Annotated in this window: 30 protein-coding genes; all 30 read right to left on the bottom strand. The window is 61.5% G+C overall.

The annotated features are described in order from the left end of the window. Nucleotides 1-15 precede the first annotated feature (15 nt). The gene (locus EYV96_RS00150; protein WP_131149514.1) at nucleotides 16-1,386 is read right to left on the bottom strand and encodes a class II 3-deoxy-7-phosphoheptulonate synthase; all 1,371 of its coding nucleotides are present in this window, start codon (nucleotides 1,384-1,386) and stop codon (nucleotides 16-18) included. A gap of 42 nt (nucleotides 1,387-1,428) precedes the next feature. After that, nucleotides 1,429-1,926: a disulfide bond formation protein B gene (locus tag EYV96_RS00145; protein WP_131149513.1), complete on the bottom strand. Its 498-nt coding sequence runs from the start codon at nucleotides 1,924-1,926 to the stop codon at nucleotides 1,429-1,431. Nucleotides 1,927-2,305: 379 nt separating this feature from the next. Beyond that, the gene (gene rplQ / locus EYV96_RS00140) at nucleotides 2,306-2,692 is read right to left on the bottom strand and encodes a 50S ribosomal protein L17 (RefSeq protein WP_131149512.1); all 387 of its coding nucleotides are present in this window, start codon (nucleotides 2,690-2,692) and stop codon (nucleotides 2,306-2,308) included. Between the two features lie 206 nt (nucleotides 2,693-2,898). Next, nucleotides 2,899-3,897 (bottom strand): DNA-directed RNA polymerase subunit alpha, encoded by a 999-nt coding sequence (locus EYV96_RS00135; protein WP_131149511.1) that lies wholly within the window; start codon nucleotides 3,895-3,897, stop codon nucleotides 2,899-2,901. A gap of 16 nt (nucleotides 3,898-3,913) precedes the next feature. Beyond that, nucleotides 3,914-4,540 carry a 30S ribosomal protein S4 gene (rpsD, locus tag EYV96_RS00130; RefSeq protein ID WP_131149510.1) on the bottom strand — a complete coding sequence of 209 codons (627 nt, stop codon included), beginning with the start codon at nucleotides 4,538-4,540 and terminating at the stop codon, nucleotides 3,914-3,916. 12 nt (nucleotides 4,541-4,552) lie between these two features. Beyond that, nucleotides 4,553-4,939, bottom strand: coding sequence for a 30S ribosomal protein S11 (gene rpsK, locus EYV96_RS00125; RefSeq protein ID WP_007513384.1), 387 nt, complete (start codon nucleotides 4,937-4,939; stop codon nucleotides 4,553-4,555). A 12-nt stretch (nucleotides 4,940-4,951) separates the two neighbouring features. Beyond that, nucleotides 4,952-5,308, bottom strand: coding sequence for a 30S ribosomal protein S13 (rpsM, locus tag EYV96_RS00120; RefSeq protein ID WP_131149509.1), 357 nt, complete (start codon nucleotides 5,306-5,308; stop codon nucleotides 4,952-4,954). Between the two features lie 133 nt (nucleotides 5,309-5,441). Continuing rightward, a complete protein-coding gene (secY, locus tag EYV96_RS00115) occupies nucleotides 5,442-6,767 on the bottom strand; it encodes a preprotein translocase subunit SecY (protein ID WP_131149508.1) in 1,326 nt (441 codons plus the stop codon). A gap of 4 nt (nucleotides 6,768-6,771) precedes the next feature. Further along, on the bottom strand, nucleotides 6,772-7,203 hold the full coding sequence (gene rplO / locus EYV96_RS00110; protein ID WP_131149507.1) for a 50S ribosomal protein L15: 432 nt from the start codon (nucleotides 7,201-7,203) through the stop codon (nucleotides 6,772-6,774). A 5-nt stretch (nucleotides 7,204-7,208) separates the two neighbouring features. Further along, entirely contained in the window at nucleotides 7,209-7,397 is a 189-nt protein-coding gene (gene rpmD / locus EYV96_RS00105) for a 50S ribosomal protein L30 (RefSeq protein ID WP_090454260.1), read from the bottom strand. Continuing rightward, nucleotides 7,390-7,899: a 30S ribosomal protein S5 gene (rpsE, locus tag EYV96_RS00100; protein ID WP_131149506.1), complete on the bottom strand. Its 510-nt coding sequence runs from the start codon at nucleotides 7,897-7,899 to the stop codon at nucleotides 7,390-7,392. The genes rpmD and rpsE overlap by 8 nt, the downstream gene beginning before the upstream one ends. Before the next feature lie 127 nt (nucleotides 7,900-8,026). Continuing rightward, complete coding sequence (gene rplR / locus EYV96_RS00095) at nucleotides 8,027-8,380, bottom strand: 50S ribosomal protein L18 (protein ID WP_131149505.1); 354 nt, start codon at nucleotides 8,378-8,380, stop codon at nucleotides 8,027-8,029. Nucleotides 8,381-8,424: 44 nt separating this feature from the next. After that, nucleotides 8,425-8,952 (bottom strand): 50S ribosomal protein L6, encoded by a 528-nt coding sequence (rplF, locus tag EYV96_RS00090; protein ID WP_131149504.1) that lies wholly within the window; start codon nucleotides 8,950-8,952, stop codon nucleotides 8,425-8,427. Nucleotides 8,953-8,962: 10 nt separating this feature from the next. Next, complete coding sequence (gene rpsH, locus EYV96_RS00085; RefSeq protein WP_131149503.1) at nucleotides 8,963-9,358, bottom strand: 30S ribosomal protein S8; 396 nt, start codon at nucleotides 9,356-9,358, stop codon at nucleotides 8,963-8,965. A 212-nt stretch (nucleotides 9,359-9,570) separates the two neighbouring features. Next, nucleotides 9,571-9,876, bottom strand: coding sequence for a 30S ribosomal protein S14 (gene rpsN, locus EYV96_RS00080; protein ID WP_131149502.1), 306 nt, complete (start codon nucleotides 9,874-9,876; stop codon nucleotides 9,571-9,573). A gap of 17 nt (nucleotides 9,877-9,893) precedes the next feature. Further along, nucleotides 9,894-10,433, bottom strand: a complete 540-nt coding sequence (gene rplE, locus EYV96_RS00075; protein ID WP_131149501.1) for a 50S ribosomal protein L5 — start codon at nucleotides 10,431-10,433, stop codon at nucleotides 9,894-9,896. A 12-nt stretch (nucleotides 10,434-10,445) separates the two neighbouring features. Continuing rightward, nucleotides 10,446-10,760, bottom strand: a complete 315-nt coding sequence (rplX, locus tag EYV96_RS00070; protein ID WP_131149500.1) for a 50S ribosomal protein L24 — start codon at nucleotides 10,758-10,760, stop codon at nucleotides 10,446-10,448. A gap of 14 nt (nucleotides 10,761-10,774) precedes the next feature. After that, nucleotides 10,775-11,143: a 50S ribosomal protein L14 gene (gene rplN, locus EYV96_RS00065; RefSeq protein ID WP_114845475.1), complete on the bottom strand. Its 369-nt coding sequence runs from the start codon at nucleotides 11,141-11,143 to the stop codon at nucleotides 10,775-10,777. A 14-nt stretch (nucleotides 11,144-11,157) separates the two neighbouring features. After that, nucleotides 11,158-11,418, bottom strand: a complete 261-nt coding sequence (gene rpsQ / locus EYV96_RS00060; RefSeq protein WP_131149499.1) for a 30S ribosomal protein S17 — start codon at nucleotides 11,416-11,418, stop codon at nucleotides 11,158-11,160. A gap of 11 nt (nucleotides 11,419-11,429) precedes the next feature. Beyond that, nucleotides 11,430-11,615 (bottom strand): 50S ribosomal protein L29, encoded by a 186-nt coding sequence (gene rpmC / locus EYV96_RS00055; RefSeq protein ID WP_131149498.1) that lies wholly within the window; start codon nucleotides 11,613-11,615, stop codon nucleotides 11,430-11,432. Further along, entirely contained in the window at nucleotides 11,615-12,028 is a 414-nt protein-coding gene (gene rplP / locus EYV96_RS00050) for a 50S ribosomal protein L16 (protein WP_131149497.1), read from the bottom strand. The genes rpmC and rplP overlap by 1 nt, the downstream gene beginning before the upstream one ends. A gap of 11 nt (nucleotides 12,029-12,039) precedes the next feature. Continuing rightward, complete coding sequence (gene rpsC, locus EYV96_RS00045; RefSeq protein WP_131149496.1) at nucleotides 12,040-12,789, bottom strand: 30S ribosomal protein S3; 750 nt, start codon at nucleotides 12,787-12,789, stop codon at nucleotides 12,040-12,042. A gap of 15 nt (nucleotides 12,790-12,804) precedes the next feature. Then, nucleotides 12,805-13,140, bottom strand: coding sequence for a 50S ribosomal protein L22 (rplV, locus tag EYV96_RS00040; RefSeq protein WP_131149495.1), 336 nt, complete (start codon nucleotides 13,138-13,140; stop codon nucleotides 12,805-12,807). Further along, nucleotides 13,140-13,412 carry a 30S ribosomal protein S19 gene (rpsS, locus tag EYV96_RS00035; RefSeq protein WP_026635835.1) on the bottom strand — a complete coding sequence of 91 codons (273 nt, stop codon included), beginning with the start codon at nucleotides 13,410-13,412 and terminating at the stop codon, nucleotides 13,140-13,142. The genes rplV and rpsS overlap by 1 nt, the downstream gene beginning before the upstream one ends. A gap of 12 nt (nucleotides 13,413-13,424) precedes the next feature. Beyond that, nucleotides 13,425-14,246 (bottom strand): 50S ribosomal protein L2, encoded by an 822-nt coding sequence (rplB, locus tag EYV96_RS00030; RefSeq protein ID WP_131149494.1) that lies wholly within the window; start codon nucleotides 14,244-14,246, stop codon nucleotides 13,425-13,427. Nucleotides 14,247-14,264: 18 nt separating this feature from the next. Further along, the gene (rplW, locus tag EYV96_RS00025; RefSeq protein WP_131149493.1) at nucleotides 14,265-14,558 is read right to left on the bottom strand and encodes a 50S ribosomal protein L23; all 294 of its coding nucleotides are present in this window, start codon (nucleotides 14,556-14,558) and stop codon (nucleotides 14,265-14,267) included. Further along, entirely contained in the window at nucleotides 14,555-15,157 is a 603-nt protein-coding gene (rplD, locus tag EYV96_RS00020) for a 50S ribosomal protein L4 (RefSeq protein WP_131149492.1), read from the bottom strand. The genes rplW and rplD overlap by 4 nt, the downstream gene beginning before the upstream one ends. An 11-nt stretch (nucleotides 15,158-15,168) precedes the next feature. Next, nucleotides 15,169-15,810 carry a 50S ribosomal protein L3 gene (gene rplC, locus EYV96_RS00015; RefSeq protein WP_131149491.1) on the bottom strand — a complete coding sequence of 214 codons (642 nt, stop codon included), beginning with the start codon at nucleotides 15,808-15,810 and terminating at the stop codon, nucleotides 15,169-15,171. 20 nt (nucleotides 15,811-15,830) lie between these two features. Beyond that, nucleotides 15,831-16,142 (bottom strand): 30S ribosomal protein S10, encoded by a 312-nt coding sequence (gene rpsJ / locus EYV96_RS00010; protein WP_014402136.1) that lies wholly within the window; start codon nucleotides 16,140-16,142, stop codon nucleotides 15,831-15,833. 600 nt (nucleotides 16,143-16,742) lie between these two features. Further along, on the bottom strand, nucleotides 16,743-16,889 hold a 147-nt coding region (locus tag EYV96_RS00005; RefSeq protein WP_484488892.1), incomplete at its 5' end, for an EF-Tu C-terminal domain-related protein.

The following is a 16,889-nucleotide window of genomic DNA, read 5'->3' as shown; positions in this document are numbered from 1 at the left end:
CGTTTGCCGCCTGGGTCAACCGAGGCTACCCGTTGACTTGCGCACGATCAGCATCGCCAGTTCCAGCGACTGCTCATAGTTCAGACGCGGATCGACCATCGACTTGTACGCGCGATCGAGATCGGCCTCGCTGAGATCCCGGGCTCCACCCATGCACTCAGTCACGTCCTCGCCCGTAAGCTCCAGGTGGACGCCACCCAGACGGGTGCCGGCAGCCGCGTGGATATCGAAAGCCTGGTCAAGCTCGCCTCGAATGCTGTCGAAACGACGCGTCTTGTAGCCGTTCGACGTGCTTTCCGTGTTGCCATGCATGGGGTCGGCCACCCAGAGTACGCGCCGACCTTCGCGCTTCACTGCATCGAGCAGGGGCGGTAGCGACTTGGCGATCTGCGCATTACCCATGCGGTGGATCAAGGTCAGGCGGCCGGGCTCGTCATCGGGATTAAGGGCTTCGATCAACGGCAACAGCTGCTCCGCCGTCACCGACGGCCCTACCTTCACGGCCACCGGATTGCGAATGCCACGGAAGTATTCGACGTGGGCGCCATCGAGTGCCGCCGTGCGCATGCCGATCCACGGGAAGTGCGTGGAGAGATTGAACCACCCCTTATGGCGCGGCACCTGTCGCGTGAGCGCCTCTTCGTAGTGCAGTAGCAGCGCTTCGTGCGAGGTGAAGAAATCCACGCGCGTGAACCCGGCAATCGGGCCCGCCAGCGTTTCCATGAACCGCAGCGAGTCGCCGATGCCGTTCACCATGCGGCGATACTCCGAAGCGAGCGGCGAATGCTCGACCCAGGCCAGGTCCCAGTATTCCGGATGATGCAGGTCGGCGAAGCCACCATCGATCAGTGCGCGCACAAAGTTCATGGTCAACGCCGAGTGGGCGTGGGCCTGGATCAGGCGCTGCGGATCGGGGCGTCGGGCCTCGGCGGTGAACTCCGGCCCGTTGACAACGTCCCCGCGAAAACTCGGCAAGGTCACTCCGCCGCGCGTTTCGGTATCGGTCGAGCGCGGTTTGGCGTACTGGCCGGCAAATCGCCCGACGCGAAGCACCGGCTTGCGAAGGCCATGCACCAACACCAGGCTCATCTGCAGCAGCACTTTGAGACGGTTCGAGATGACCGGGCTGGTGCAGTCCGCGAAGCTTTCCGCGCAGTCACCACCCTGAAGGAGGAAACGCTGGCCCTCCTGGGCTTCGGCCAGCGACTGCTTGAGCGCCAGGACCTCCCAGGACGTCACCAGCGGCGGCAGCTGGGCGAGCTGGCCAGTGGCCTCTGCCAGTTCAGCGGCGTCCTCATACTGAGGCTGCTGTAAGGCGACGCGCTGCTGCCAGGAACCAGGGTTCCAGCCGGCCACGGGTGAGAATGTCGAGGACAAGGAGTTCATACGCGCATCATGCGCCGGATGGATCGTCGATGACATGGGAAATCAGGCCTTGCGACCAGCCGCGGCACGCACGGCCAAAGCGAGCAGAAGCACGTACCAGACAAGCGTCCAGGCCGGCATGGGGACACCCAGAATGGGTTCGAGCTTCGCGCACTCACCGGACCCGGTGAAGACCATCTTGAGCATCTTGGCGAAGGGGAATGCGTCCATCATGTAGCCCAGATCCGGGCCGCACATCGGCACCTGATCGGCGGGCAGACTCTGCAGCCATAGATGGCGCGCTGCCGTGGCCATACCTCCGACCGCGCCCACGAAAACACCCGCCGCGTAAACCCATCGGCCACCGCTTGTAGGGCCATGGATGGCACCCGCAAGGAAGAACACAGCCATCACCATGAAGGCGATGCGCTGGAAGATACATAAGGGGCACGGAATCATGTGCAGCCAATGCTCGGCGTACAGCGCGAAGCTGAGCAGGCCCACGCAGACGAGGAAGCCAACGAGATAGCTGACGCGGAAGGACCAACGGAGTGGGTTCATGGAGGTGTGCTGCGTTGCGGAATGGAAACATTAACCGCAAGGCGACCGTTGTGTCAGTAATGTAAGGGGTCGCGGTGCGGGACAGGCCGGCTCAGGAATGACGGAAGGCAAGAGTCGGGTGCGAACTGGACCGGGTCGCATGGGGGTAAGTTCCTTCCACCCAGGCGTTGCACCTCGAATGGCCAGGGCGCTTCAGGGTCGCGACCGAGGGACCTGGAGGCACATGCGCCGGACCGTCGAGCGCACGCCTGATTGCCGATCCCCTCATTCGCGGCCCATGCAACCCTCATCGCGCCGCCGTCCGCCAAATGCGACGCAAACAAAAACCCCGGTGAGTTGCCTCACCGGGGTTCGTGTTCTTCAAAGAAGAAAGCCTTGCTTACTCGGCGTCGACAGCTTCGACGGCACGCGGACGGTCAACCAGCTCCACGTAGGCCATCGGGGCGTTGTCACCCGGGCGGAAGCCGCACTTCAGGATGCGCAGGTAGCCGCCGGGACGTTCGCGGTAACGCGGGCCCAGCTCGACGAACAGCTTACCAACGGCCTGCTTGTCGCGCAGGCGCGAGAAAGCGAGACGACGATTGGCAACGCCATCGGTCTTGGCCAAGGTGATGAGCGGCTCGGCGACGCGACGGAGTTCCTTCGCCTTCGGCAAGGTGGTGCGGATCAGCTCGTGCTTGATCAGCGACGAGGCCATATTGCGGAACATGGCTTCGCGATGGCTGCTCGTGCGGTTGAGCTTGCGACCGGATTTCTGGTGGCGCATGACAATATCTCTCTATGTCTGTTGTTATGAAAAGTCAGGCAGAACGCCTGGCTTCCCGCGGTTACCCGCTATTGAAGCCCTTGGTAAAACGGGCTCTTATTGAGAAGACCGGTCACGTTTGACCGTCTTGGGCACCTGACCAGGGCACGAAACGCGCCCTGGCAGGGCCTAAACGCGGCGATCAGAGGCGATCGCCAAATCTTGCATTAACCCAGCTGCATGCCGTGCGAGAGGCCCGGCGGCGGCCAGTTTTCCAGCTTCATGCCCAGGGCCAGACCGCGGCCACCCAGCACATCCTTGATTTCGGTCAGGGACTTCTTGCCGAGGTTCGGGGTCTTGAGCAGCTCCACTTCGGTCTTCTGAACCAGATCGCCGATGTAATAGATGCTCTCGGCCTTGAGGCAGTTCGCGGAGCGAACGGTGAGCTCGAGGTCGTCGATCGGACGGAGCAGCAGCGGATCGAAACCGCCCTTCTCCGCCTTGTCCGTGGCGCTCTCGCGACGCGAGAAGTCACCGAAGACAGACAGCTGGTCGTTGAGGATTTCCGCGGCCTTGCGAACCGCGTCTTCCGCACCGATGGTGCCGTTGGTCTCGATGTCCAGCACGAGCTTGTCGAGGTTGGTGCGCTGCTCAACACGAGCGGCGTCCACTTCGTAAGCCACGCGCAGCACCGGCGCGAACGAGGCATCCAGCTGCAGGCGGCCAATCGGGCGAGCTTCCTCGTCCGGATGCTGGCGAGCGCTTGCCGGCTGGTAACCCACGCCGCGACGCACCTTGAGGCGCATGTTGAGCGCGATGTCCTTGGTCAGGTGGCAGATCACATGCTCGGGGTTGATGATTTCCACCGAGTGGTCGACGGTGATATCACCGGCGGTGACCACACCCTTGCCCTTCTTGGACAGGGTCAGGGTGACTTCGTCACCCGTATGCTGACGAATCGCAACGTCCTTGAGGTTCAGCAGGACTTCGATCACGTCCTCCTGCAAACCTTCGAGGGTGGTGTACTCATGGAGTACACCATCAATCTCGACCTCGACGATGGCGCTGCCGGGGATCGAAGAGAGCAGCACGCGACGCAGCGCGTTGCCCAGGGTATGGCCAAAGCCACGCTCGAGCGGCTCCACCACCACCTTGGCGCGGTTGGCTCCGAGCTGCTCGACGCTGAGGCCGCGAGGCCGCAGCACGCTAGTTGACGAAACTGCCATGCAGGGCTCCAGTTGATTACTTCGAATAAAGCTCGACGATCAGGCTTTCGTTGATGTCGGACGGCAGATCGCCGCGATCCGGCACCTGCTTGAACGTGCCTTCGAACTTCTTGGAGTCGACTTCCACCCACTGCGGACGGAGGTCCATGGTGTCGAACACGGTCGCGGCTTCCTGGACGCGCAGCTGGGTACGAGCGCGCTCGGTCAGAGCGATCACGTCACCGGTGCGAACCTGGTACGAAGGGATATTCACCTTCTTGCCGTTGACCAGCACAGCCTTGTGGCTGACGAGCTGGCGAGCCTGGGCGCGGGTGACCGCAAAACCCATGCGATAAACGACGTTGTCCAGGCGGCTTTCCAGCAGGCGCAGCAGGTTTTCACCCGTGTTGCCCTTCAGGGTCGAAGCCTTGGAATAGTAGTTGCTGAACTGACGCTCAAGCACACCATAGATGCGCTTGACCTTCTGCTTTTCGCGCAGCTGAAGGGCGTAGTCCGACATGCGGGCGCGCTTGTTGGCGCCGTGCTGGCCGGGCTTGTTTTCCAGCTTGCACTTCGAATCGATAGCGCGAGCCGGGCTCTTCAGACTGAGGTCCGAACCCTCACGACGCGCGAGTTTGCAGGTAGCTCCACGATAACGTGCCATGGTCTGTGCTCCTTACACTCGACGCTTCTTGGGGGGACGGCAGCCGTTATGCGGAATCGGCGTGACGTCAATGATGTTCAGGACCTTGTAACCGAGAGCGTTCAGCGAACGCACGGCCGACTCGCGGCCCGGGCCGGGGCCCTTGATGCGCACTTCAACGGTCTTCACGCCGTAGTCACCTGCAGCGCGGCCGGCCTTCTCAGCGGCAACCTGGGCGGCGAACGGGGTGGACTTGCGCGAACCGCGGAAACCCGCGCCGCCGGCAGTAGCCCACGACAGAGCGTTGCCCTGGCGATCGGTGATCGTGACGATGGTGTTGTTGAAGGAGGCCTGCACATGAGCCACGGCATCCGTGACAACGCGCTTGATCTTCTTCTTGGTCTTAACAGGCTTAGCCATGTTTGATATCCGTTACTTCTTGATCGCGCGACGCGGACCCTTACGGGTGCGTGCGTTGGTACGCGTGCGCTGGCCGCGCACCGGCAAACCACGGCGGTGACGGAGACCGCGGTAGCAACCCAGATCCATCAGACGCTTGATGGCCATACCGACTTCACGGCGCAGGTCGCCTTCGACGACGTACTTGCCGATCTCGTGGCGGAGTTTCTCCACCTCACCCTCACTGAGGGACTTGATTTGCGTGGTCGAAACCACGCCAGCGTCCGCGCAGACCTTCTTGGCCCGGCTGCGGCCGATACCATAAATGCTCTGCAGGCCAACCCACACATGCTTGTGGACCGGCAAATTGACACCCGCGATGCGCGCCATGATGTACTTTCTCCGATGCGTTTCGTGCGCGGTAAACGCGCAATTCTAACCTTAATTAACCGAACAGGAAAGCCCTGCGGCACCTCGTGCCGCCACTCTCCGATTTTGACCCCTCTCCGACGCCCCAGCAGCCTCAGTTGCGGCGGAGATTGGCCTTCTTGAGCAGACTTTCATATTGGTGACTGACCAGGTGTGCTTGCACCTGAGCCGTAAAGTCCATCACCACGACCACCACGATCAGCAGAGAGGTGCCGCCGAAGTAGAACGGTACATGCCAAGCCTTCTGCATAAAGGACGGAACCAGGCAGACCAGCACCAGGTACAGCGCGCCGACACCGGTAAGACGGGTCATGACGCTGTCGATGTAGTCAGCCGTGGACCGACCTGGACGGATACCCGGAATCAGGGCGCCCGAACGCTTCAGGTTATCGGCCGTTTCCTGGGAGTTGAACACGATCGCCGTATAGAAGAAGGCGAAAGTGATCACCAGGACTGCAAAAACGATGTCATACAGGGGCTCGCCCGGCGTCAGTGCCTGAGTCAGCTCCTGCAACCAACGGGACTGGTGGCCAGCACTGAACCAAGTCGCCGCCGTCGCCGGGAACATCAGCAGGCTCGAGGCAAAGATCGGGGGGATCACGCCGGCCATGTTGATCTTCAACGGAAGATGCGAGGTCTGGTTCATGTAAGCCCGCTGGCCGCCCGAGCGGCGAGCGTAATTCACGGTGATGCGACGCTGCGCACGCTCCATGAACACCACAAACGCAGTTACCAGCAGGATCAGCACCACCACCATGATCATCTTGATCACGCTGAGTTCGCCGTTGCTGGCCATGGTCAGCGTGTGCGCCACCGCGCCAGGCAGACCCGCCACGATGCCGGCGAAGATCAACAGCGAGATACCGTTACCGATACCGCGCTCGGTGATCTGCTCACCCAGCCACATCAGGAACATCGTGCCAGCCGTCAGGCCGACGATCGACGCCATGATGAAGCCCATGCCCGGGGTATAAACCACCGGAGCACCACCCGCGGCGACCTGCTTCTGCAGCGCAACGGCGATGCCGAAGGCCTGGAAAGCAGCCAGACCGACCGTGCCAAATCGGGTGTAAGTGGTCATCTTGCGACGACCCGCCTCACCTTCCTTACGCAGCTGCTGCAGGCTGGGAATGACGGCGCCCATCATCTGCACCACGATGGATGCAGAGATATAGGGCACCACACCCAGGGCGAACACCGAGAAGCGAGCCAGGGAGCCGCCCGAGAACATGTTGAACATGTTCATCAGACCGCCACCCTGTTCGATCAGGCTGGTCATCGCCTCCGGGTTCACACCCGGCACTGGGATGAAGGAACCGAGACGGAAGACGATCAACGCACCAATCACGAAGAAGATGCGCTGACGCAGTTCCGTCAGCTTGCCGAGCGATCCGAGCGATGGGCCCTGGGCTGCCGCCACGTGATTACTCCACGCTGCCGCCGGCAGCTTCGATCGCTGCCTTGGCGCCGGCCGTAGCCAGCACGCCCGACAGCTTCACGGCGCGGCCGATTTCACCCTTGGCGACAACCTTCACCTTCTTGGCGCGGCTGTCGATCAGGCCTGCCTGATGCAGGACGATCGGGTCGATCACGTCAGCCTTCAGCGAGGCCAGCTGATACAGGAACACTTCCTGGCTCTCAGCCTTCTTCAGCGAGCGGAAGCCCACCTTGGGGAGGCGACGCTGCAGCGGCATCTGACCGCCTTCGAAACCAAACTTGTGGGTACCGCCCGCGCGAGCGTGCTGACCCTTGTGACCGCGACCGGCGGTCTTGCCGAGGCCCGAACCAATACCGCGACCGACGCGAAGGCGGGTCTTGCGGGCACCGGCGGCCGGCTTGATGTCATTAAGACGCATGTTGCTTACTCCTCGACCCGGACCAGGTAATAGACCGTGTTGATCAGGCCACGCACCTGCGGGCTGTCCTTCAGTTCACGGACATCATTGAGCTTGCTCAGGCCGAGCGCCTTGACGCTCAGGCGATGACGGCTCTGCACACCGCGCAGGCCCTTGACCAGGCGGACGCGGACGGTCTTTTCGTTATTAGCCATTGCCCAGCACCTCTTCAATGGTCTTGCCGCGCTTGGCAGCGATCTGCTTCGGCGAAGCGACAGCCTGCAGGCCCTTGATGGTGGCGCGAACCAGGTTGATCGGGTTGCGCGAACCGACGGCCTTGGCCAGCACGTTCTTCACGCCGACCACCTCGAGGACGGCGCGCATGGCACCACCAGCGATCACGCCGGTACCTTCGGAAGCGGGCTGCATGAACACGCGGGCGGCGCCGTGATTGGCCTTGATGGCGTACCACAGGGTGCCATTGTTAAGGTCGATGCTCACCATGTTGCGGCGGGCGCGCTCCATGGCCTTGGAGATGGCAACCGGCACTTCACGCGCCTTGCCGTAACCAAAGCCAACGCGGCCTTCGCCGTCACCGACGACGGTCAGTGCGGTGAAGCTCATCTGGCGGCCACCCTTGACGGTCTTGGCCACGCGGTTGACGGCGATCAGCTTTTCGAGCAGGCCGTCTGAATTTTCGCGATCGGTAGAAGACATGTTCTTTTCCGTATGCCCGAACCATCCGGGACTTTTACTTGCGGCGTTGCCGCTTGGAGTTGTTTTTAAGAGAGGGTGAAGAAGCCAGAAAGCAAATTCGCCGCCCCACCCCTCTTACGTACTGCAATTAGAACTTCAGGCCAGCTTCGCGGGCGGCATCGGCGAGAGCCTTGATGCGACCGTGATAGCGGAAACCCGAACGATCGAAAGCGACAACCTCGACGCCAGCGGCCTTGGCGCGCTCGGCAACAGCCTTGCCGACAGCAGCGGCAGCTTCGAGGTTCTTGGTGCCCTTGAGGCCTTCGGCAATCGACTTCTGGACGGTCGAGGCAGCTGCCACAACGTTCTTGCCCGAAGCGTCGAAAACCTGAGCGTAGAGGTGCTGACCGGTGCGATGCACCGACAGGCGGGCCACAGCCAGCTTGCGGATGTGGGCGCGGGTCGACTTGGCGCGACGCAGGCGGGATTCGTTCTTGTTCATCGTGTTCTCTCCAGGAAGCGGATAGGCACGCGCTTTTCAGCGCATTAGGCCTTCTTGGCTTCCTTCAGGGTGATCTTCTCGCCGGAGTAGCGCACGCCCTTGCCCTTGTAGGGTTCCGGCGGACGGTAGCCACGGATCTTGGCGGCAACCTGGCCCACAACCTGCTTGTCCGAACCCTTGATGAGGATTTCGGTCTGGGTCGGGGTTTCGAGGGTGATGCCTTCCGGGGCGTCGAACACGACCGGATGGGAGAAGCCCAGGCTGAGGTTCAGCGACTTGCCGGCCATCGAAGCGCGGTAACCCACGCCGACGAGCTCAAGCTTGCGCTCATAACCGTCGGAAACGCCCTTGACCATGTTGGCCAGCAGCGCGCGAGCGGTGCCACCAAACTTGTGATCGGCGCCTTCGGCCAGCTGGATCGAGGCGATACCGTTGTCGACCGAGACCGCAACGCCCGGGAGGACGTGGGTCGACAGCGAACCCTTCGGGCCCTTGACCGTGATGGTCTGGCCTTCGGTCTTCAGCTCGACGCCCTTCGGCAGGGAAATATCTTTCTTGGCAACGCGGGACATCGTCGGCTCCTTATGCCACTTGGCCGATGACTTCGCCGCCCAGACCCTTGGAACGGGCCTGCGCGTCGGTCAGCAGACCGGCGGAAGTCGAGATGATCGAGATACCCAGGCCACCCAGGACCTTCGGCAGCTCGTCCTTGCCGCGGTAGACGCGGAGGCCGGAACGGCTGACACGGGCAATGCTTTCGATAGCCGGACGGCCTTCGAAATACTTGAGCTTGATCTCGAGCACCGGCTTGCCTTCCTGGGAGGAAGTCTTGGCGTCGAGGATATAGCCCTCGTTCTTGAGAAGGTTGGCGATGGCCACCTTCAGCTTCGACGACGGCATGCTTACGGCCTGCTTGCCCGTGAGCTGGGCGTTGCGGATGCGCGTAAACAGATCGGCGATGGGATCAGTCATGCTCATGAAAACATCCTTCAGAGTGCACCGATATCCGATAAAACCGGAAATCTTTTGAGTTGTGAACCGGCCGAATCGACCAGTCTGCAGTACGCAGACCATCGACTATAGCAGGTTTCTTCCGGCTAAGCGAATACCGACGCGTTGGTCGCGTCAAACGGGGGCGGATCGCCCTTCCCCGCAGGACAAACCCCGGCCAGGCCGGGGTCGTCTGTTTCTTACCAGCTGGCCTTGCGCAGACCCGGCACGTCACCACGCATGGTGGCTTCGCGCAGCTTGTTGCGGCCGAGGCCGAACTTGCTGTACACGGCGCGCGGACGGCCGGTCAGGACGCAACGGGTGCGCTGACGGGTCGGGCTCGCATCGCGCGGGAGCTTCTGCAGCTTGGTCTGGGCTTCCATCTTCTCGTCATACGAGGCGGTGGCGCTCAGCACAATCGCCTTCAGTTCGGCGCGCTTGGCGGCGTACTTCTTGGCGAGCTTGGTCCGCTTGAGATCGCGGTTGATCATCGAGGTCTTTGCCATGATTTCTCTCGCGACTCTCAGTTACGGAACGGGAAGCTGAATGCTTCCAGCAGTGCCTTGGCTTCATCGTCGGTCTTGGCCGTCGTGGTGATGGAGATATCCATACCGCGCATGGCGTCGACTGCGTCGAAGTCGATTTCCGGGAAAATGATCTGTTCCTTGATGCCGAAGTTGTAGTTACCACGGCCATCGAAAGCACGACCCGAAACACCACGGAAGTCGCGCGTACGCGGCAGCGAGATGTTGATCAGGCGATCCAGGAATTCCCACATCTGGGCACGGCGCAGGGTGACCTTGCAGCCGATCGGCCAGCCATCACGGATCTTGAACGAGGCGACGGAAACGCGCGCCTTGGTCTGGATCGGCTTCTGACCGGAGATCTTGGCCATGTCGGCCACGGCGTTCTCGAGCACTTTCTTGTTGCCCGCAGCTTCGCCCACGCCCATGTTCAGCGTGATCTTCGTGATGCGGGGGACCTGCATCACATTCTGGTAGCCGAAGCGCTCGGTGAGCTTCTTCACTACCTCGTCTTTGTAAAACTTTTCAAGGCGCGTCATGACTTGTGTTCCTTACGCGTCCACGACCTCGCCCGAAGAACGGTACACGCGGACCTTGCGCCCATCTTCGAGCGTCTTGGTGCCAACGCGTTCACCCTTGTTCGTGGCGGGGTTGAACAGCTGCACATTGGAGAGATGGATCGAAGCTTCACGCTCGACGATGCCGCCAGCCTGGTTGGCCTGGGGGTTCGGCTTGGTGTGACGCTTGACCAGGTTCACGTTGGAGACGAAAACGCGATCGCCCTCAACACGCAGCACGTCGCCGCGCTGACCCTTGTTCTTGCCGGTGATCACGATGACCTGATCACCCTTGCGGATACGGTTCATGGTCTTGTCTCCGCTCAGAGCACTTCGGGCGCGAGCGAGACGATCTTCATGAACTTCTCGCTGCGCAGCTCGCGGGTGACCGGCCCGAAAATACGGGTGCCGATCGGCTCGAGCTTGTTGTTGAGGAGGACCGCTGCGTTACCGTCGAAACGGATCAGCGAGCCATCGGGACGGCGCACACCCTTGGCGGTACGAACCACCACGGCGTTGTACACCTCACCCTTCTTCACCTTACCGCGGGGGATGGCATCCTTCACGGTGACCTTGATCACGTCACCGATCCCGGCGTAACGACGCTTGGAGCCGCCGAGCACCTTGATGCACATCAGTTCCTTCGCGCCGCTGTTATCCGCTGCGGAAAGCGTGCTTTGCATCTGAATCATGTCTGCACCCTCCCTTAGACGTTAGCGCGCGTGACGATTTCGACCACGCGGTGATGCTTGGTCTTGGACAGCGGACGGCACTCCGCGATGCGGACCAGATCACCCTCGTTTGCACCGAGGTCGTCCTGGGCGTGCAGCTTGGTCGAACGGCGGATGATCTTGCCCAGCAGGCCGTGCTGCACCTGGCGCTCGATCAGGACCGTAACCGTCTTGTCCATCTTGTTGCTAATGACGCGGCCTTCGAGAGTGCGCGTCTGCTTTTGGTTGTCGCTCATATCAGCCGTCCTTACTTCTTGCCGCCGAGCACGAACTTCGTGCGGGCGATGTCGCGCCGAACGCGGCGCAGCTGGTGCGGCTGGTTGAGCTGGCCGGTGCCCTTCTGCATGCGCAGGTTGAACTGCTCCTTGCGCAGGTCCAGCAGGTGCTGCTTCAGCTCGTCGGCCGATTTGTTGATCAGATCTTTCATGGCCATCACATCACCGCCCGGGAAACGAACTGGGTCTGCACCGACAGCTTGGCAGCGGCCAGGCGGAACGCCTCGCGTGCCGTCGCTTCGTCGACACCTTCGATTTCATAAAGCATGCGACCCGGCTGGATCGGAGCGACCCAGTACTCGACGCCGCCCTTACCGGCACCCATTCGGACTTCGATCGGCTTCTTGGTGATCGGCTTGTCCGGGAACACGCGGATCCAGAGCTTGCCGCCACGCTTCACGAAACGGGTGATGCAACGACGTGCTGCTTCGATCTGACGGGCCGTCAGCGCACCATGCGTGGTGGCCTTGAGACCGAACTCACCGAAGCTCACGAGGTTGGAGCTGAAAGCCAGGCCGTCATTACGACCCTTGAATTGCTTACGGAATTTGGTTCGCTTGGGTTGCAACATGGCAACTCTCCTTACTTCGCCGTCCGCTCGCGGCGGCCTTCACCGCCCTCGCGACGCGATTCACGACGACCCTCGCCACCTTCGCGGCGCGGCTGCGAAGCTTCTTCCTTCGCTTCCTGGCCGATCTGCGACAGATCGAAGATTTCGCCCTTATAGATCCACACCTTGATGCCAATGACACCGTAGGTGGTGTGGGCTTCGGCCGTGCCGTAGTCGATGTCCGCACGCAGGGTGTGCAGCGGCACGCGACCTTCGCGGCTCCACTCGGAACGGGCGATTTCTGCGCCGTTCAAACGACCGGAAACGTTGATCTTGATGCCGAGTGCACCCAGACGCATCGCATTGCCGACCGCACGCTTCATAGCGCGGCGGAACATGATGCGGCGCTCGAGCTGCTGAGCGATCGACTCGGCCACCAGGGTGGCGTCGAGTTCGGGCTTGCGCACTTCGCTCACGTTGATGTGCGCCGGAACGCCCATCAGCTGGCTGACTTCCTTACGCAGCTTCTCGATGTCCTCACCCTTCTTGCCGATCACAACGCCCGGACGGGCGGTGTGAATCGTCACGCGTGCGGTCTTGGCCGGACGCTCGATCTGGATCTTCGAGATGCCGGCAGCGGCCAGCTTCTTGCGCAGCATTTCGCGAACCTTGAGATCGGCAGCGAGGTACTGAGCATATTCGCCCTTATTGGCGTACCACTTCGAGTTCCAGTCCTTGGCAATGCCGAGGCGGATACCGGTGGGATGAACTTTATGACCCATCGTCTATATCCCCAGTCAGTTGCCAACGACCACAGTGATGTGGCTCGTGCGCTTCAGGATGCGAGAACCGCGGCCTTTGGCGCGGGCGTACATACGCTTCATCGCCGGACCTTCGTCAACGAAGATGCGTGCGACCTTCAGCTCGTCGACGTCAGCGCCGAGGTTGTTCTCGGCGTTGGCGACGGCCGACAGCAGCACCTTGCGAACAATGTGCGCGGCCTTCTTGTTGGTGAACTGGAGCACGTCGCTGGCGCGGCCCACGGGGAGACCGCGGACCAGGTCAGCCACCAGGCGTGCCTTCTGCGCCGAGATGCGGGCGCTGCGCAGGATCGCTTTGGCTTCAGTGCTCATCACTTGCCCTTCTTATCGCCGCCATGGCCCTTGAAAGTGCGGGTCACCGCGAACTCGCCGAGCTTGTGCCCGACCATGTTCTCGTTGACGAGCACCGGCACGTGCTGGCGACCGTTGTGGATGGCGATGGTCAATCCCACCATTTCCGGCAGGATCATCGAGCGACGCGACCAGGTTTTGATCGGACGCTTGTTGTTAGTGGAAACCGCAGCTTCCACCTTCTTGACGAGGTGAAGGTCGACAAACGGACCTTTCTTCAAAGAACGCGGCATGTCGGTTTCCTGTTACTTGCGACGACGCACGATGAACTGCTGCGTGCGCTTGTTGTTACGGGTCTTGTAACCCTTGGTCGGCGTGCCCCACGGGCTGACCGGATGACGGCCGCCGGAGGTACGGCCTTCACCACCGCCGTGCGGATGGTCGACCGGGTTCATCGCCACACCGCGAACGGTCGGACGAATACCCTGCCAACGCTTGGCGCCAGCCTTGCCCAGCTTCTTGAGGCTGTGCTCGCTGTTGCCAACTTCGCCGATGGTGGCGCGGCAGTCGACCGGCACGCGGCGCATTTCGCCGGAGCGGAGACGCAGCGTGGCGTAACCGGATTCACGAGCAACCAGCTGCACGGAGGCGCCGGCGCTGCGAGCGATCTGAGCGCCCTTGCCGGGCTTCATCTCGATGCAGTGAATGGTCGAGCCGACCGGGATGTTGCGCAGCGGCAGGCTGTTACCGGCCTTGATCGGCGCGTCGTGACCCGACACCAGACGGTCACCGGCCACCACGCCCTTCGGGGCGATGATGTAGCGGCGCTCGCCATCGGCGTAGCACAGCAGCGCGATGTGCGCGGTGCGGTTCGGATCGTATTCGATGCGCTCGACCTTGGCGGCAATGCCTTCCTTGTCGCGCTTGAAGTCGATGATGCGATATTGCTGCTTGTGACCACCGCCACGGTGACGCGTGGTGATGCGGCCGAAATGGTTGCGGCCACCGGTCTTGTTCTGCGACTCGGTCAACGCCGCGTACGGCGCGCCCTTGTGCAGACCCGGGGTACGCACGCTCACCGCATCGCGGCGTCCGGCGGAGGTCGGCTTGTGAGTGATCAGTGCCATCTCAATTCAACTCCTGGCTCAGGCCTTGGCCGCCACATCGATGGTCTGACCATCGGCGAGGCGCACATAGGCCTTGCGCTTGCCCTGGCGGTTGCCAGCGCGGAAACGGAAGGACTTGACCTTGCCCTTGGCGTTGACGAGGTTCACCTGCTCGACTTTGACGTCGAACATCTGTTCCACCGCAGCGCGGACATCGGCCTTGGTTGCCTCGGGGGCGACCACGAAAACGTACTGGTTGCCCTCTGCAAGGCGGGCTGCCTTTTCAGAGATATGCGGCGCGCGCAGCGTATTCAGGATGCGTTCGTTGCTCATGCCAGCCACTCCTCGATCTTCTTCACCGCATCGACGGTCATGACGATGTGGTCCGAACCGACCAGGCTAACCGGGTTCAGCGCCAGCACGTCCACAACGTGGATGTACGGGATGTTGCGCGCAGCCAGGAAAGTGGCTTCGTTGGCGTCTTCCGACACCAGCAGCACGCGACCGGAAACCTGCAGTTCGGCCAGCTTGGCAACCATCGACTTGGTCTTCGGGGTGTCGATGCCGAAGCTCTCGACGACCTTGAGGCGACCCTGGCGATTGAGCTCCGAAAGAATGGAGCGCAGTGCCACGCGATAGGCCTTACGGTTGACCTTCTGCTCGTAACTACGGGGCTTCGCCGCGAACGTGACACCACCGCCGACAAAGATCGGGGCACGGTAGTCGCCGTGACGGGCGCCGCCGCCCTTCTGCTTCTTAAACTTCTTGGTGGTACCCGACAGCTCACCGCGCGACAACTGCGCCTTGGTACCGGCGCGACCGCCGGCCTGGTAAGCGACGACCACCTGATGGATCAGGGCCTGCTTGAACTCACCGCCGAACACTTCGTCCGACACGTTGAGCGGCTTGGCGCCAATGACATTCAATTCCATGGCGGCTCTCCTCAACCCTTGGTGGTCGGACGGATCACGACGTCGCCACCGGTAGCACCGGGGACTGCGCCCTTGACCGCGATCAGATGACGCTCGGCGTCGACCTTGACCACTTCCAGACCCTGCTGCGTGCGGTTCACCGCACCCATGTGGCCGGACATCTTCTTGCCAGGGAACACACGACCCGGGGTCTGACGCTGACCGATAGAACCCGGTGCGCGATGCGACAGCGAGTTACCGTGGGTGGCGTCACCCATCGTGAAGTTGTGGCGCTTGATGGTGCCCTGAAAGCCCTTACCCTTCGACACGCCGGCGACGTCAACGATCTGACCCACCTGGAACACGTCGTCAGCCTTGATCTCGGCGCCCACGCTGTACTTGCCGAGATCTTCGGCAGACACGCGGAACTCCCACAGACCACGACCCGGCTCAACCTTGGCCTTGGCGTAATGACCCTTCAGCGGCTGGGTCAGCAGGCTGGCGCGCTTGACGCCCGCCGCGACCTGCACAGCGCTGTAGCCATCGTTATCTTCGGTCTTCAGCTGCGTCACCCGATTCGGAGTCGCTTCAATCAGCGTCACCGGAATCGAACGACCATCTTCAGTGAAGACTCGGCTCATGCCGCATTTGCGGCCAACCAGTCCGATACTCATCTTCGTATCCTGTTTATCGCTCAACCGAGCTTGATCTGAACATCGACGCCAGCGGCGAGATCAAGCTTCATGAGCGCGTCCACGGTCTTGTCGTTGGGGTCAACGATATCGAGCACACGCTTGTGAGTACGGGTTTCGTACTGGTCGCGGGCATCTTTGTCGACGTGCGGCGACACCAGAATGGTGTAGCGCTCGATCTTGGTCGGGAGCGGAATCGGGCCGAGAACCGTAGCGCCAGTGCGCTTGGCCGTCTCGACGATTTCGCTGGCCGAACGGTCGATCAGACGATGATCGAACGCCTTGAGCCGAATGCGAATCTTTTGGTTCGCCATTACCGTGTCCTGTTATCTAAAGAACGATTCTTGTGATTCGAGGTGGCTTCTCACCGCCTCGCACAACCCAATACAACTACTTGGTACTACCAGGCGTCGCACTTTGCAGGATGCACCCGCTCCGATTGACCCCTAAAAGACCGGGCAGGCCGATGTACTCGGCCTGCCCAGACAAAAAAGTATAAATTGCGCAAATGCAAAGATCAACAGAGCCTTACGCCCTGTCGCTGTTTGCATTCCCGCACATCCTTGTATGCGAACTCGAAGTGCCATCCGTGCACCTCATTTCGCTGTCTGGTTGCCCGCCTTTCTAAGCGTGCAACAGGGATAACTTGTCAAGTGTAACCGGCCCGCAATCAAAAAGGAAGCACCCCGGAACAAATATTTGGGCTGATTCAGAAACTTGCTGCATGCCAGCTGCGAACTGAGCGCCTGTGAGCCACAACGGGCCGCCACCGGAAAACCATCGGCAGGACGACGCACCACCCTGATCTCACCAGGCTGGCATGGACTGCGGGGCTTTCGAAACGACAAAGGGCGGGAGATTGCTCTCCCGCCCTTTGATTATCCTCGAGTAATGGCGCCGTTACCGGCGAACGATTACTTGATGATCTTGGCAACCACGCCGGCGCCGACGGTACGGCCACCTTCGCGGATCGCGAAGCGCAGGCCTTCGTCCATGGCGATCGGATGGATCAGGGTGACCACCATCTTGATGTTGTCACCCGGCATCACCATCTCGACGCC

The organism is Dyella terrae (assembly GCF_004322705.1).
Lineage (GTDB): Bacteria > Pseudomonadota > Gammaproteobacteria > Xanthomonadales > Rhodanobacteraceae > Dyella_D > Dyella_D terrae.
The sequence above is the reverse complement of the archived record's forward strand: the minus strand, read 5'-3'. Positions and strand labels throughout refer to the sequence as shown.

Bases quoted from the DNA above. Each gene is read 5' to 3' on its own strand.
- rpsH (WP_131149503.1), bottom strand. From the start codon at position 9,358: ATGAGCATGACTGATCCCATCGCCGATCTGTTTACGCGCATCCGCAAC.
- rplN (WP_114845475.1), bottom strand. From the start codon at position 11,143: ATGATTCAGATGCAAAGCACGCTTTCCGCAGCGGATAACAGCGGCGCG.
- rplD (WP_131149492.1), bottom strand. From the start codon at position 15,157: ATGGAATTGAATGTCATTGGCGCCAAGCCGCTCAACGTGTCGGACGAA.
- EYV96_RS00135 (WP_131149511.1), bottom strand. From the start codon at position 3,897: ATGGCAGTTTCGTCAACTAGCGTGCTGCGGCCTCGCGGCCTCAGCGTC.
- EYV96_RS00150 (WP_131149514.1), bottom strand. From the start codon at position 1,386: ATGAACTCCTTGTCCTCGACATTCTCACCCGTGGCCGGCTGGAACCCT.
- rpsN (WP_131149502.1), bottom strand. From the start codon at position 9,876: ATGGCAAAGACCTCGATGATCAACCGCGATCTCAAGCGGACCAAGCTC.
- rpmC (WP_131149498.1), bottom strand. From the start codon at position 11,615: ATGGCCATGAAAGATCTGATCAACAAATCGGCCGACGAGCTGAAGCAG.
- rplB (WP_131149494.1), bottom strand. From the start codon at position 14,246: ATGGCACTGATCACTCACAAGCCGACCTCCGCCGGACGCCGCGATGCG.
- rplC (WP_131149491.1), bottom strand. From the start codon at position 15,810: ATGAGTATCGGACTGGTTGGCCGCAAATGCGGCATGAGCCGAGTCTTC.
- rpsE (WP_131149506.1), bottom strand. From the start codon at position 7,899: ATGTCTTCTACCGATCGCGAAAATTCAGACGGCCTGCTCGAAAAGCTG.
- rplR (WP_131149505.1), bottom strand. From the start codon at position 8,380: ATGAACAAGAACGAATCCCGCCTGCGTCGCGCCAAGTCGACCCGCGCC.
- rpmD (WP_090454260.1), bottom strand. From the start codon at position 7,397: ATGGCTAATAACGAAAAGACCGTCCGCGTCCGCCTGGTCAAGGGCCTG.
- rplO (WP_131149507.1), bottom strand. From the start codon at position 7,203: ATGCGTCTTAATGACATCAAGCCGGCCGCCGGTGCCCGCAAGACCCGC.
- rpsJ (WP_014402136.1), bottom strand. From the start codon at position 16,142: ATGGCGAACCAAAAGATTCGCATTCGGCTCAAGGCGTTCGATCATCGT.
- rplP (WP_131149497.1), bottom strand. From the start codon at position 12,028: ATGTTGCAACCCAAGCGAACCAAATTCCGTAAGCAATTCAAGGGTCGT.
- rplV (WP_131149495.1), bottom strand. From the start codon at position 13,140: ATGAGCACTGAAGCCAAAGCGATCCTGCGCAGCGCCCGCATCTCGGCG.
- rpsK (WP_007513384.1), bottom strand. From the start codon at position 4,939: ATGGCTAAGCCTGTTAAGACCAAGAAGAAGATCAAGCGCGTTGTCACG.
- rpsD (WP_131149510.1), bottom strand. From the start codon at position 4,540: ATGGCACGTTATCGTGGAGCTACCTGCAAACTCGCGCGTCGTGAGGGT.
- rplW (WP_131149493.1), bottom strand. From the start codon at position 14,558: ATGAGCAACGAACGCATCCTGAATACGCTGCGCGCGCCGCATATCTCT.
- rpsM (WP_131149509.1), bottom strand. From the start codon at position 5,308: ATGGCGCGCATCGCGGGTGTCAATTTGCCGGTCCACAAGCATGTGTGG.
- rplX (WP_131149500.1), bottom strand. From the start codon at position 10,760: ATGAACCGTATCCGCAAGGGTGATCAGGTCATCGTGATCACCGGCAAG.
- rplE (WP_131149501.1), bottom strand. From the start codon at position 10,433: ATGACGCGCCTTGAAAAGTTTTACAAAGACGAGGTAGTGAAGAAGCTC.
- rplQ (WP_131149512.1), bottom strand. From the start codon at position 2,692: ATGCGCCACCAGAAATCCGGTCGCAAGCTCAACCGCACGAGCAGCCAT.
- rplF (WP_131149504.1), bottom strand. From the start codon at position 8,952: ATGTCCCGCGTTGCCAAGAAAGATATTTCCCTGCCGAAGGGCGTCGAG.
- rpsQ (WP_131149499.1), bottom strand. From the start codon at position 11,418: ATGAGCGACAACCAAAAGCAGACGCGCACTCTCGAAGGCCGCGTCATT.
- EYV96_RS00145 (WP_131149513.1), bottom strand. From the start codon at position 1,926: ATGAACCCACTCCGTTGGTCCTTCCGCGTCAGCTATCTCGTTGGCTTC.
- rpsS (WP_026635835.1), bottom strand. From the start codon at position 13,412: ATGCCGCGTTCTTTGAAGAAAGGTCCGTTTGTCGACCTTCACCTCGTC.
- rpsC (WP_131149496.1), bottom strand. From the start codon at position 12,789: ATGGGTCATAAAGTTCATCCCACCGGTATCCGCCTCGGCATTGCCAAG.